Here is a 12541-nt window from a genome sequence, read left to right as displayed (position 1 = left end):
CGAGGCCGTTCCATCCGGTCGCCTCGGTGATCATCGGGGTGGGGATCGACGTCGTGCCGGTCGAGCGCTTCGCGCAGTCGCTCACCCGCACGCCGGGGCTGCGCGACCGGCTGTTCACCGCCGAGGAGCAGCGCACCCCCTCCGGGGCCCCGCGGACCGGGGAGTCACTGGCCGCCCGGTTCGCCGCCAAGGAGGCGCTCGCCAAGGCCCTCGGCGCGCCCGGTGACCTGCGCTGGCACGACGCCGAGGTGACCGTCGGCGAGCACGGGCGCCCGCAGCTGGCCGTCCGCGGCTCGGTGGCCGGGCGGGCCGCGCAGCTGGGCGTCACGTCGTGGCACGTCTCGCTGAGCCACGACGGCGGCATCGCCTCCGCGGTGGTCGTCGCCGAGGGCCTGACCCGGGAGGCCACATGATCGACCTGCACACCGCCGCGGAGGTGCGGGCGGCCGAGGCCCCGTTGCTGGCCGCCCTCCCGGACGGCGCCCTCATGCAGCGGGCGGCTGCCGGGCTGGCCACCGTGTGCCTGCGGCTGCTCGCCCGCCCGTACGGCGCCCGGGTGGCCCTGCTGGTGGGCGCGGGGAACAACGGCGGCGACGCCCTCTTCGCCGGCGCCCGGCTCGCTGCGCGTGGCGCCCGGGTGACCGCCGTCCTCCTCGCCGCCGACCGCACGCACCCGGCCGGCCTCGCCGCTTTCCGCCGGGCCGGTGGCCGCACCGTCGACGCCGGGTCGGCCGGTCCGCTGCTCGACCGCGCGGACCTGGTGCTCGACGGCATCGTCGGCCTGGGCGGTACCGGCGGGCTGCGGCAGCCGGCCGCCGCACTCGTCGAGCGGGCCGCCGCCGGGCCGGCGCACATGGTGGCGGTCGACCTGCCCAGCGGCGTGGACGCCGACACCGGTGCCGTGCCGGGCGCTGCCTTTCCGGCGACCCACACCGTCACCTTCGGGGCGGTCAAGCCGGGCCTGGTCACCGGGGCCGGGCGCGGCTGCGCCGGGCAGGTGCACCTGGTCGACATCGGGCTCGGGCCGCACCTGCCGGCACCGACCGCCCGCCAGCTGACCGACGCCGACGTCGCCGCCCGGCTGCCGCTGCCCGACGCCGACGACGACAAGTACTCGCAGGGGGTCGTCGGCGTGGTCGCCGGCTCGGCCGCCTATCCCGGGGCCGGGGTGCTCTGCACCGGTGCGGCGCTGCGGACCCGTCCCGGGCTGGTGCGCTACGCCGGGACGGCGGCCGACGGCGTGCGGGCCGCGTGGCCGGAGGCGATCGTCACCGACGGCCGGCCGGGGGACGCCGGCCGCGTGCAGGCGTGGGTGGTCGGGCCGGGCCTGGGCACCGGCGACGACGCCCGGAGCGTGCTCGCCGAGGTGCTCGCCACCGATCTGCCCGTGCTCGTCGACGCCGACGGGCTGACCCTGCTCGCCCGCGAGCCCGAGCTCGTGCGCCGCCGGGCGGCCGCCACCGTGCTCACCCCGCACGACCGGGAGTTCGCCCGCTTCGGTGCCGAACCCGGGGGCGACCGCCTCGGGGCCACCCGCCGGCTGGCGGCCGACCTGGGGGCGGTCGTCCTGCTGAAGGGCGACGCCACCGTGGTCGCCGATCCGGAGGGCACCGCGTTCGTCAACGGCACCGGCACGCCGTGGCTGGCCACCGCGGGCACCGGCGACGTGCTCTCGGGCATCGCCGGCGCACTGCTGGCGGCGGGTCTGCCCGCGGCCGAGGCGGCGGCGGTGGCCGCGCACGTCCACGGGCGGGCCGGGCAGGTCGCCGCGGCCGGCGGCCCGTTCCTCGCGGGCGACGTCGTGCGACACCTCCCCGAGGCGATCAGCCGGGTCCGTGGGACCTCGCCGGCCGGCCTGCCAGACTCGGAGGCGTGACGAACGGAACCGGTGCGGAGGTGGTCGTCGACCTCGACGCGATCGCCCGGAACACCGCGGTGCTGCGCGAACGGGTGGGCCGCCCGCTGATGGCGGTCGTCAAGGCCGACGGGTACGGGCACGGTCTCGTCCCCTCGGCGCGGGCCGCGCTCGCCGGCGGTGCCGACCAGCTGGGCGTGGCGGTGATCAGCGAGGCGCTGGCCCTGCGGGCGGCGGGCATCACCGCGCCGGTGCTGGCCTGGCTCAACGGCCCGGGTGCCGACGTCGCCGCTGCGCTGACCGCGGACGTCGAGGTGTCGGTCAACGCCGCGTGGGGCCTCGCCGAGGTCGTCGCCGGCGCCCGGGCGACCGGCCGGACCGCGCGGCTGCACCTGTTCGTCGACACCGGGCTCTCCCGGGAGGGCGCCCCGGTGGCCGAGTGGCCGGCGCTCGTGGCCGCGGCCGCCCGCGCGCAGGCCGACGGCGACGTCGTGGTCGTGGGGCTGTGGAGCCACCTGGCCTACGCCGACGCGCCCACGCACCCCACCATCGGCGCGCAGGTGCGGGTCTTCGAGGAGGCGGTCGCGGTGGCCCGGGCAGCCGGGCTCACCGACGCCCGCCGGCACCTGGCCAACTCGGCGGCGACGGTCGCCCTGCCGGGGACCTGGTACGACATGGTGCGCCCGGGCGTCGCCGTCTACGGGCTGGACCCCCTCGGCGGGGACGCCGCCGACCACGGCCTGCGGCCGGCGATGACGGTGCGGGCCCGCGTGGCGCTCACCAAGCGCGTCGCAGCCGGGGCCGGGGTCTCCTACGGCCACACCTACGCGACCCCGGCCGAGACCACCCTGGCCCTGGTGCCCGTCGGCTACGCCGACGGGGTGCCGCGGGCCGCTGGCAACAGCGCCCCCGTCCTGGCGGCGGGCACGCAGCGGACCATCGCCGGCCGGGTGTGCATGGACCAGTTCGTCCTGGACGTCGGCGACGACACGATCGCCGCCGGCGACGAGGTGGTCCTCTGGGGGCCGGGGGACGGTGGAGAGCCGACCGCCCAGCAGTGGGCGGACGCCGTCGGCACCATCCACTACGAGCTGGTCACCCGGATCGGCGGGCGGTTCACCCGCCGCTACGTCGGGTCGGCGGGGGCGGTCTGATGGTGCGGAACCGCTCGCGGCCGGCCCGGCGCCCGCACAAGCACCCCACGGCGCACGCCGCCGGCCTGCTGGGTGCCGTCGTCGGGCTGGCCGCCGCCGGCACCGCGGCCGGCGTGGCGCTCAGCCGGGTCGCGGCCCGCCGCGTGCGCGCTGCCGAGCTCGGCCCCGCCGCCGAGCTCTCGGCCGCGCGGGCCGAGCGCCGGCTGCGGCAGGCCGACCCGCTCGGCGCCGACGCCCGCCCGGCCGACCGCACCGCACTGGTGCGCGCCGACGACGGCGTGCTCCTCTCCGTGGAGGAGATCGGGCCCCGCGACGCACCCCTGACCGTCGTCTTCGTGCACGGCTACACGCTCTCGATGGCGTCGTGGGCGTTCCAGCGACGCACCCTCGCCGCGGAGCTGGCCACCGGGAACGGGCACCGACCGCAGGCCCGGCTCGTCTTCTACGACCAGCGCGGCCACGGCTCCTCCGGCCGGGGCCCGGCCGAGCACTCCACCATCGAGCAGCTGGCGGCCGACCTCGTGGCGGTCCTGGACGCCCGGGTGGCGCGTGGACCGGTCGTCCTCGTCGGTCACTCCATGGGCGGGATGACGATCATGGGCCTGGCCGCGACGCGACCGGACCTGTTCGGCAGCCGGGTGCGCGGCGTCGCACTCGTCTCCACCTCGAGCGGCAACCTCGCCGACCTCAGCTTCGGCCTGCCCGAGATGCTCACCCGGATGCGGGCCGCGGTGCTGCCGGTCGCCGCCTGGACGATGCGCCGCCGGCCGGCCTTCGCCGAGCGCACCCGTCGGGTGGCCGCCGACCTCGTCTCGGCGGCGACCCGGGCGCTCTCGTTCGGCTCGTCCGACGTCGAGCCCGCGCTGGTGCGCTACGTCGACGCGATGATCGCCGGCACCCCGGTCGACGTCATCGCGGAGTTCTACCCGGCGCTCGCCGGCCTGGACGAGACCGGTCGCCTGGAGCCGCTGCGCCGGGTGCCGACCCTGGTGCTCACCGGGGACCGGGACAGGATGATCCCCAAGGAGCACAGCGACCTCATCGTGGAGCGGCTCGACGCGACGGGGGAGAACGCCGTCGACTACGTCGTCGTCCCCGGGGCCGGGCACATGGTCCCCCTGGAGGAGCCCGACCAGGTGAGCCGGGCGATCGCCGGGCTGCTCCGGCGCGTGGCCGCCGGGCTCGGCGTGGGCGCGACGAGCTGACCCGGCCCCCGGAGCGGGCCTGCCGGCGCGGTTAGGGTGCGGGGGTGGCCGCCCTCCGTCCGCCCCGGCTCGACGCCGCCGCCGACGAGGTCGCCCGCACCGCGGCAGCGGCCGCGGACTGGGCGGCCCTCGCGGACGTGGCCCGCTCCTGCGTGGCGTGCCCCGAGCTGGCCGCGGCCCGGGAGCACGTCGTCGTCGGGGACCTCCCGCGCGGCGGCCGGCCCAGGTTCGTGCTGGTCGGCGAGGCGCCGGGCGCGACCGAGGACGAGACCGGCCGGCCGTTCGTCGGGAAGTCGGGGGCCTTGCTGGACCAGCTGCTGGCCGAGGCCGGGCTGTCGCGGGCCGAGGCCGCCGTGCTCAACATCGTGAAGTGCCGGCCGCCGGCCAACCGCACACCGAAGGCTGCCGAGGTGGCGCGGTGCAGCGGGTGGCTCCGCCGTCAGCTCGAGCTCCTCGACACGCCCGTCGTCGTCGCGCTCGGGCTCTCCTCGGCCAAGTGGTTCCTCGGCCCGCGCACGGTGCTCGCGGCGGTCCGCGGCCGCCCGCACGACGTCGACGGCCGCGCCGTCTGGGCCACCTACCACCCGTCGGCCGCCATCCGGTTCGGCCCGAACGGTGCCCCCCGCGCCGGGCTGCTGGCTGACCTGACCGCCGTCGCCGGGGCGCTGGAGGAGGTCGCGTGAGGCGCGAGCACGTGCTGCCGGAGCTCGCCGACACCCACGCCCTGGGCGAGGCGCTGGCCGCCCTCGCCCGCCCCGGCGACCTGCTGGTGCTGGTCGGCCCGCTCGGCGCGGGCAAGACGGCGCTCACCCAGGGCATCGGTGCCGGGCTCGGCGTCCGGGAACCGGTCACCTCGCCCACGTTCGTCATCGCCCGGGTGCACCGCGGCGGGCGGATCCCGCTGGTGCACGTGGACGCCTACCGGCTCGGCGGGCACGCCGACGTCGACGACCTCGACCTCGACGCCTCGACCGAGGAGTCGGTCACGGTCGTCGAGTGGGGGCAGGGGCTGGTCGAGCAGCTGGCCGACGAGCACCTGGAGGTGCGGCTGGACCGGCGCGACGACGACGTCCGCACCGCGTTGCTCGTGCCGCACGGCCCGGGGTGGGCGGCCCGGCTCGACGGGGGCTGAGACCCGGCCGCCCCCTCAGCCCGCCGCCGAGGCGTCCGGGACGTCGGTGTACCGGGCGGTCAGCACCTCCAGCAGGTGCCCGCTGGGACCGCGGAAGTACAGCCGCCGGCCGCTGCCGTCGGGGTTGACCTCCCCGACCTGACCGGGACGGCGCCCCGGCGGGTCCGCCTGGTACGGCGTCCCGTCGGCGTCGAACCGAGCCTTGATGACGTCGAAGCGCTCGTCGGTCACGAGGAACGCGTAGTGCTGCGGCTCGACCGGGGCCGGAGCGGCGGCGAAGTTGAGCACGAGCTGGTCGTCGAGCTGCACGGACCGGAAGAACCCGTTGTCCCAGGGGGTGCGGAGGTCGAGCAGCTCGACGATCCAGGAGACGGCGGCGTCGCGGTCCTCGACCAGGACGATCAGGTGGTGCAGGGCGGTGGCGCTGGGCATGGGGAGCTCCAGAGGGGGGTACGGCGAGGGGCGTCGTCCGGCAGACGCACGGGGACGACGGGGAATGGGCCGGGCAGGGCCACGGCGGGGAGCACGGCGTCACGGCGGTGCTCGGCAGGGCGGCCCTCGCGGCCACCCGGCGGTCACCGGCGGGCCGGGACCCTGACTCGCTCGTGGCTCGAGGCCGACCCGGCAGTCACGTCGGCGACCGTAGCGCCCGGCCGGTGACGGGGGCAACGGCTCACGGCTAGCCTGCCGCCCGTGGACCGCCGGGTGGAGCTCATCGCCCTCGGCCCGACCGCGCTGCGTGCGCTCGCCGACGGGGACCTGGCCGCGGCCGAGGCGGCGGCGCCGGTGCCCCTGAGCCCCTACCTCGCCGGGCGGGAGTGCCGCTGGGTGTGGAGGGTCCGGGCCGAGCAGGTGGTGGCCGACCCGGGCAGCGCCCGCTGGATCACCCGGGTGGTCCGCGACCCCGGACGGGGGTTGACGGTCGGCCGGGCCGGCTTCCACGGGCCGCCGGACGCCTCCGGCATGGTGGAGGTCGGCTACTCGATCGATCCGGAGCACCGGCGGCAGGGGTACGCGCGGGCGGCGCTGCGGGCGCTGCTGGCGTGGGCGGCCGACGAGCCGGCGGTGACCACGGTTCGCGCGTCGGTGGCCCCGGCGAACACCGCCTCGCGGGACCTGGTGCTCGGCGAGGGGTTCGTCGCCGTGGGGGAGCAGGTCGACGAGGAGGACGGTCTCGAGATCGTCTACGAGGTGGCCGCCGGCACTCGCCTACGCTGAGCGGTCGTGCTGGTCCTCGCGCTCGACACCGCCACCCCGACGCTCGTCGCGGGGCTCGCGCGGTGTACCCCTGACGGCGGCACGGAGGTGCTCGCCGAGCGCGCCGTCCCGTCGGGCACGAAGCACGCCGAGCTGCTGACCCCGGCGATCGAGGGCGTGCTCGCCGACGCCGGTGTCGCGCTGGGCGACGTCGAGGCGGTCGTCACCGGGCTCGGCCCCGGGCCGTTCACCGGTCTGCGGGTCGGCATCGTCACCGCGGCGGCGATCGCGGACGCGCGCGGCCTGCCGGTCGTGGGGGTCTGCTCGCTGGACGCCGTCGGCTCGGGCGCCCGCACGGTGGTCACCGACGCCCGCCGCAAGGAGGTCTACTGGGCCGCCTACGACGACCAGGACCGGCGGGTCGACGGCCCGGGCGTCGAGCGCCCCGAGGAGCTCGGCCGGACCGGGCCGTTCGTCGGTGACCCGGCGTTCGCCGAGCGGCTCGGTGCCGACGTGCAACCGGCGGAGGTGACGACGGCGGGGCTGCTGCGCGCCGCGGCGGCACAGCTGGCCGACCCGTCGTCCGCCGCGCCGCTGGTGCCGCTGTACCTGCGCCGCCCCGACGCCGTCCCGCCCAGCTCGATCAAGGCGGTGTCGCAGAAGTGACCGTCCGGCTGCGCCCGATGCGGCTGGCCGACCTGCCCGCGGTGATGGAGCTGGAGGAGGAGCTCTTCGCCCCCGACACGTGGACGGTCGCCATGTACCGCGACGAGCTGGCGCGCACCGACACCCGGCACTACCTGGTGGCCGAGGACGAGGGGGCGGTCGTCGGCTACGCCGGGCTGATCGCCTACGACGACGAGGCGCACATCGCCACGATCGGAGTCACCGGCGCCCGGCAGGGCGAGGGGATCGGCGCCCGGCTGCTCGACGCGCTGCTGGCCGAGGCCGACCGGCGCGGCGCACCGGTGGTGCTGCTCGAGGTGCGGGCGGACAACGAGACGGCGCAGGGGCTCTACCGGCGGCGCGGGTTCGCCGAGATCGGCCGGCGGCGCGGCTACTACCAACCGAGCGGCACGGACGCCGTGGTGATGAAGCGGGAGCGGACAGGGGCGTGAGCATCGCAGCGAGGAACGAGCGAGGAGCGGAGCGCCCCGCGGGAGCGACATGTGACGGAGGGACGCCGTGAGCGAGCCGCTGGTCATCGGGTTCGAGACCTCGTGCGACGAGACCGGCGTCGGCATCGTCCGCGGGCACACCCTGCTTGCCGATGCGCTGGCCACCTCGATGGCCGAGCACGAACGCTTCGGCGGCGTCGTCCCGGAGATCGCCTCCCGCGCGCACCTGGAGGCGATGGTGCCCACGGTCCACCGGGCGCTGGCCGACGCGGGCATCCGGGCCTCCGACGTCGATGCGGTGGCGGTGACCTCGGGTCCCGGCCTGACCGGCGCGCTGCTGGTCGGGGTCGCGGCCGCGAAGGCGTACGCACTGGCGCTGGGGAAGCCGCTCTACGGGGTCAACCACCTGGCCGCGCACGTCGCCGTCGACGAGCTCCAGCACGGGCCGCTCGCCGAGCCGTCGATCGCGATGCTCGTCTCCGGCGGCCACAGCTCGCTGCTCCTGGTGCCCGACCTCGCGCAGGAGGTGCAGTCGCTGGGGCGCACCATCGACGACGCGGCCGGGGAGGCGTTCGACAAGGTCGCCCGCGTGCTCGGGCTGCCGTTCCCGGGCGGTCCGCCGATCGACAAGGCCGCGCGTGAGGGGGACCCGCACGCCATCGCGTTCCCGCGCGGGCTCACCGGACCCCGCGACCCGGCCTACGACTTCTCCTTCTCCGGGCTGAAGACCGCCGTCGCCCGGTGGATCGAGGCCCGGGAGCGCGCTGGGGAGCCGGTGCCGGTGGCCGACGTGGCGGCCTCGTTCCAGGAGGCGGTCGCCGACGTGCTCACCGCCAAGGCCGTGCGCGCCTGCCGCGACCACGGCGTCGACCACCTCGTGCTGGGCGGGGGAGTGGCGGCCAACTCCCGGCTGCGCGCGCTGGCCGAGGAACGGTGCGCGAAGGCGGGCATCGTGCTGCGGGTGCCGAGCCCGAAGCTCTGCACCGACAACGGCGCGATGGTGGCGGCGCTCGGTTCGCGGCTGGTCGCCGCCGGGGTGGCGCCGTCCGCTCCGGACCTCGGGGCGGACAGCTCCCTGCCGATCGACGTCGTCAGCCGCTGAGAGAGGACCCCGCCCTCCCCGCCCCTCGCAGGCTCGGGGCGGGCCCCTGGTCGGGGCCGACGGCTGGTCAGGTGGTGACGTCGCAGACCAGCGCGGTCGGGGCGCCGGCGACGCGGGTGACGACGACGATCGCGGTGCCGGGGGCGTCGGTGCGCAGCTGGCGGGCCAGGGTCTCCGGCTCGATCGCCGAGCCGCGCTTCTTCACCACGACCCGGCCCACCCCGCGGTCCCGCAGCAGCGCCTTGACCTTCTTCAGGTTGAACGGCAGCACCTCGTCGACCCGGTAGGAGCTGACCCAGGGGGAGTCCGCGCGGGTGTCGGAGGTCAGGTAGGCGATCGTCGGGTCGACCAGGTTCGCGCCGAGGTCGGCGGCGACGAGCGACACCAGGCCGGAGCGGATGACGGCGGGGTCGGGCTCGTGCAGCCAGCCGCGCACCGGGCCGGCCGGCGCGGGGCCGGGGTCGGCGTCGGCGGTCAGCTCGTGCACCTCGTCGTCGCGCAGCAGGGTGGCGCGACGCCACGTCGTCGACACCGCGGGGCCCCACAGCAGCGCCTCGACGATGGAACCGCCGACCGACACCCATTCGGCCTCGACCCCGTCGGGCACCCGCTCGTGGTCGAGCCCGGGGGCCACCTTCACCACCGAGGTGGGCACCCGGTCCAGCAGTTGGACGACGGTGGACCACGGCGGCGACCAGCGGTCGGGGTCCAGCAGCCGCCGCCCACCCGCCCGCCGGGCCGGGTCCAGGACGGCGGCCCCGCACCCGGCCACCTCCCCACCACGGGCGGCCGCCACCAGCTCCACCGCGTCGCCGGCGACCACCCAGACGTCGTCGTCGACGCCGAGCGCCTCGGCGTTCAGGGCGGTGAGCTCGCGCGCCACCGGGTCGACGTCGACGGCGAGCACCCGCGCGCCCGCGCGGGCGAGGGCGATCGTGTCGGTGCCGGCGGCGCACCCGAGGTCGGCGACGGAGTCGGCCCCTCCGGCCAGCAGGCGGGCTGCGCGCCGGGAGGCGAGCTCCGGACGTCCTGCCTGCTCGAGGGTGTCGCCGGTGAACAGCATCCGGTCCGCGTCGGCCCCGAACGTCGGCCGCGCCTTCTGCCGCTGCCGGGCGATGCCCCATGCCGGCCCGGCGAGATCGGTGCCCACCTCGGCGCGCAGCCGCGTCAGCGCGGTGACCGCATCGGTCCCCTCGTCCAGCAGCGTCGCCGCGCGCGACAGCGCCCTGGCGCCCTCCGGGGTCACCAGCGCGCGCAGCTGGCGCACGGTCTCGACGGTCTGCTCGTCGGTCGGCCGGTCCACCTGCACAGGGTGGCGCACGGGCTGGTCAGCCCCCACGTCACCCACCTCGGCGACCGGGTTGAGCGGCTGGCACTCTCCTGGGTAGAGTGCCAAACGACACGGGCTGGCGCCCGACCCCCGCGACGGCGGGTGCCCGGACCCCGTGCCACAGCATCGAACATCCCTGCCGTCCTACACCGAAGGGGGCGTCACCGACGTGACGACCGCTACCAAGGTCAGCATCAAGCCGCTGGAGGACCGCGTCGTGGTCCAGGCCAACGAGGCCGAGACCACCACCGCGTCCGGTCTGGTCATCCCGGACACCGCCAAGGAGAAGCCCCAGGAGGGCACCGTCGTCGCCGTCGGCCCCGGCCGCATCGACGACAACGGCAACCGCGTTCCGCTCGACGTGAACGTCGGCGACGTGGTCATCTACTCGAAGTACGGCGGCACCGAGGTCAAGTACGCCGGCGAGGAGTACCTCGTGCTCTCCGCCCGCGACCTGCTCGCCGTCGTGGAGAAGTAGAAGGACCCCCTCGCCCCCCACGCCTCGCTCCGCTCCCCGCGGGGCCCTGCGAGGGGGCCGTTCCAGCACGTTGCGTCCGCCCCGGCGACCCGAACACCGGGTCCCGGGGCGGTCGTCTTCGCCCAGCACTCCCTGATCGGAAGGGCCCATGGCCAAGATCATCAAGTTCAACGAGGATGCGCGCCGCGCCCTCGAGCGCGGTGTCGACAAGCTCGCCGACGCCGTGAAGGTGACGATCGGCCCGCGTGGCCGCAACGTCGTCATCGACAAGAAGTTCGGCGCTCCCACCATCACCAACGACGGCGTCACCATCGCCCGCGAGGTGGAGCTCGAGGACCCGTACGAGAACCTCGGCGCCCAGCTGGCGAAGAGCGTCGCGACCAAGACCAACGACGTCGCCGGCGACGGCACCACCACCGCCACCGTGCTCGCCCAGGCGCTGGTGCACGAGGGCATGCGCAACGTCGCCGCCGGGGCCAACCCGATGGCGCTGGGCCGCGGTATGCGTGCCGCGGTCGACGCCGTGCACGCCGCGCTCGACGCCGCCGCCATCCCGGTCGAGAAGCGCGACGCGATCGCGGGTGTCGCCACCATCTCTGCCCAGGACGCCGAGGTCGGCGAGCTGATCGGCGAGGCGATGGAGCGCGTCGGCAAGGACGGCGTCATCACCGTCGAGGAGAGCAACACCCTGGACACCGAGCTCGACGTCACCGAGGGCGTCCAGTTCGACAAGGGCTACCTCTCGCCGTACTTCGTCACCGACCCCGAGGCCATGGAGGCCGTCCTCGAGGACGCCCTCGTGCTGCTGGTCAGCGGCAAGATCAGTGCTCTGGCCGACCTGCTGCCGCTGCTGGAGAAGGTGCTGTCGACCGGGGGCCGCCCGCTGCTGATCGTCGCCGAGGACGTCGAGGGCGAGGCGCTGTCCACGCTGGTCGTCAACTCGATCCGCAAGACCATCAAGGTCGTCGCCGTGAAGTCGCCCTACTTCGGCGACCGGCGCACGGCGTTCATGACCGACCTCGCCGTCGTCACCGGCGGTCAGGTGGTCAGCGAGGACGTCGGCCTCAAGCTCGACCAGGTGGGCCTGGAGGTGCTCGGCACCGCGCGCCGGGTCACCGTGACCAAGGACGCGACGACCATCGTCGACGGCGGCGGCACGTCGGAGACCATCGGCGACCGCGTCGCGCAGATCCGCCGCGAGATCGACGCGACCGACTCCGACTGGGACCGCGAGAAGCTGCAGGAGCGGCTGGCCAAGCTGGCCGGCGGCATCGGCGTCATCCGGGTCGGCGCGGCGACCGAGGTGGAGCTCAAGGAGCGCAAGCACCGCATCGAGGACGCCATCGCCGCCACCCGCGCGGCGGTGGAAGAGGGCGTGATCCCCGGCGGTGGCTCGGCGCTGGTGCACGCCGCGAGCGCGATCGACGCCCTCGAGCTGACCGGCGACGAGCTGACCGGCGCGCGCGCCGTCCGCACCGCGCTGGAGGCCCCGCTGGTGCAGATCGCCGACAACGCCGGGTTCGAGGGCCGCGTCGTCGTCGCCAAGGTGCGCGACCTCGGCACCGGGAACGGCTTCAACGCCGCGACCGGTGAGTACGGCGACCTGGCCGGGCAGGGGGTCATCGACCCGGTGAAGGTCACCAAGGCCGCGCTGGGCAACGCCGTCTCGATCGCGGCGATGGTCCTGACGACCGACTCCGCCGTCGTCGAGGCTCCCGAGGAGGAGCACGACCACGACGGCGGTGGGCACCACACCCACGGCCACTCGCACGGCCACGGGCACAGCCACTGAGAAAGGACCCCGTCCTCCTCGCCGCTCGCACGCTCGCGGCGAGCCTCTGGACGGGGCCGGGGGGGGGGGGGGGGGGGGGGGGGGGGGGGGGGGGGGGGGGGGGGGGGGGCGGCGCGCGCCCCGCCCCCCTGCCCCCACACCGCCCAGCCCACAACCATCCCGCACACCGCACCCACCA

General features: G+C 76.3%; 14 protein-coding genes. 12 read left to right on the top strand and 2 right to left on the bottom strand.

The annotated features are described in order from the left end of the window. The first annotated feature begins 26 nt into the window (after nucleotides 1-26). The 6 genes from ACI799_RS03340 to tsaE are packed head-to-tail and all read left to right on the top strand — an operon-like array spanning nucleotide 27 to nucleotide 5346. Nucleotides 27-413, top strand: coding sequence for a holo-ACP synthase (locus ACI799_RS03340; protein ID WP_456590422.1), 387 nt, complete (start codon nucleotides 27-29; stop codon nucleotides 411-413). Further along, the gene (locus ACI799_RS03335; protein ID WP_456612451.1) at nucleotides 410-1876 is read left to right on the top strand and encodes an NAD(P)H-hydrate dehydratase; all 1467 of its coding nucleotides are present in this window, start codon (nucleotides 410-412) and stop codon (nucleotides 1874-1876) included. Before ACI799_RS03340 ends, ACI799_RS03335 begins: the two co-directional genes overlap by 4 nt. Then, nucleotides 1873-3009, top strand: coding sequence for an alanine racemase (gene alr, locus ACI799_RS03330; protein WP_456612450.1), 1137 nt, complete (start codon nucleotides 1873-1875; stop codon nucleotides 3007-3009). Before ACI799_RS03335 ends, alr begins: the two co-directional genes overlap by 4 nt. Continuing rightward, nucleotides 3009-4214, top strand: a complete 1206-nt coding sequence (locus ACI799_RS03325; RefSeq protein ID WP_456590419.1) for an alpha/beta fold hydrolase — start codon at nucleotides 3009-3011, stop codon at nucleotides 4212-4214. The genes alr and ACI799_RS03325 overlap by 1 nt, the downstream gene beginning before the upstream one ends. Before the next feature lie 44 nt (nucleotides 4215-4258). After that, a complete protein-coding gene (locus tag ACI799_RS03320) occupies nucleotides 4259-4897 on the top strand; it encodes a uracil-DNA glycosylase (protein ID WP_456612449.1) in 639 nt (212 codons plus the stop codon). Further along, the gene (tsaE, locus tag ACI799_RS03315) at nucleotides 4894-5346 is read left to right on the top strand and encodes a tRNA (adenosine(37)-N6)-threonylcarbamoyltransferase complex ATPase subunit type 1 TsaE (RefSeq protein ID WP_456612448.1); all 453 of its coding nucleotides are present in this window, start codon (nucleotides 4894-4896) and stop codon (nucleotides 5344-5346) included. Before ACI799_RS03320 ends, tsaE begins: the two co-directional genes overlap by 4 nt. A 15-nt stretch (nucleotides 5347-5361) precedes the next feature. On the opposite strand, the gene ACI799_RS03310 is transcribed toward tsaE, so the two are convergent. Continuing rightward, nucleotides 5362-5778 (bottom strand): hypothetical protein, encoded by a 417-nt coding sequence (locus ACI799_RS03310; RefSeq protein WP_456600101.1) that lies wholly within the window; start codon nucleotides 5776-5778, stop codon nucleotides 5362-5364. Between the two features lie 261 nt (nucleotides 5779-6039). On the opposite strand from ACI799_RS03310, the gene ACI799_RS03305 reads away from it, so the two are divergent. From ACI799_RS03305 to tsaD, 4 genes are all read left to right on the top strand, one after another. Next, entirely contained in the window at nucleotides 6040-6564 is a 525-nt protein-coding gene (locus ACI799_RS03305; RefSeq protein WP_456612447.1) for a GNAT family N-acetyltransferase, read from the top strand. Between the two features lie 6 nt (nucleotides 6565-6570). Next, the gene (tsaB, locus tag ACI799_RS03300; RefSeq protein WP_456612446.1) at nucleotides 6571-7209 is read left to right on the top strand and encodes a tRNA (adenosine(37)-N6)-threonylcarbamoyltransferase complex dimerization subunit type 1 TsaB; all 639 of its coding nucleotides are present in this window, start codon (nucleotides 6571-6573) and stop codon (nucleotides 7207-7209) included. Further along, on the top strand, nucleotides 7206-7661 hold the full coding sequence (gene rimI / locus ACI799_RS03295) for a ribosomal protein S18-alanine N-acetyltransferase (protein ID WP_456590413.1): 456 nt from the start codon (nucleotides 7206-7208) through the stop codon (nucleotides 7659-7661). The genes tsaB and rimI overlap by 4 nt, the downstream gene beginning before the upstream one ends. Nucleotides 7662-7728: 67 nt before the next feature. Then, on the top strand, nucleotides 7729-8763 hold the full coding sequence (gene tsaD / locus ACI799_RS03290; protein ID WP_456600104.1) for a tRNA (adenosine(37)-N6)-threonylcarbamoyltransferase complex transferase subunit TsaD: 1035 nt from the start codon (nucleotides 7729-7731) through the stop codon (nucleotides 8761-8763). 67 nt (nucleotides 8764-8830) lie between these two features. On the opposite strand, the gene ACI799_RS03285 is transcribed toward tsaD, so the two are convergent. Continuing rightward, the gene (locus ACI799_RS03285; protein WP_456612445.1) at nucleotides 8831-10066 is read right to left on the bottom strand and encodes a THUMP-like domain-containing protein; all 1236 of its coding nucleotides are present in this window, start codon (nucleotides 10064-10066) and stop codon (nucleotides 8831-8833) included. A 196-nt stretch (nucleotides 10067-10262) separates the two neighbouring features. Here ACI799_RS03285 and groES point away from each other — a divergent pair, with 196 nt between their 5' ends. Together groES and groL are read left to right on the top strand one after the other, a co-directional pair. After that, a complete protein-coding gene (groES, locus tag ACI799_RS03280) occupies nucleotides 10263-10571 on the top strand; it encodes a co-chaperone GroES (protein WP_014377938.1) in 309 nt (102 codons plus the stop codon). A 148-nt stretch (nucleotides 10572-10719) separates the two neighbouring features. Then, on the top strand, nucleotides 10720-12363 hold the full coding sequence (groL, locus tag ACI799_RS03275) for a chaperonin GroEL (protein ID WP_456590410.1): 1644 nt from the start codon (nucleotides 10720-10722) through the stop codon (nucleotides 12361-12363). Nucleotides 12364-12541 lie beyond the last annotated feature (178 nt).

Source organism: Blastococcus sp. SYSU DS0753 (assembly GCF_054051175.1).
The sequence above is the reverse complement of the archived record's forward strand: the minus strand, read 5'-3'. Positions and strand labels throughout refer to the sequence as shown.

Coding starts and splice junctions, on each gene's coding strand:
- groL (WP_456590410.1), top strand. CDS start 10,720: ATGGCCAAGATCATCAAGTTCAACGAGGATGCGCGCCGCGCCCTCGAG.
- ACI799_RS03310 (WP_456600101.1), bottom strand. CDS start 5,778: ATGCCCAGCGCCACCGCCCTGCACCACCTGATCGTCCTGGTCGAGGAC.
- ACI799_RS03335 (WP_456612451.1), top strand. CDS start 410: ATGATCGACCTGCACACCGCCGCGGAGGTGCGGGCGGCCGAGGCCCCG.
- ACI799_RS03325 (WP_456590419.1), top strand. CDS start 3,009: ATGGTGCGGAACCGCTCGCGGCCGGCCCGGCGCCCGCACAAGCACCCC.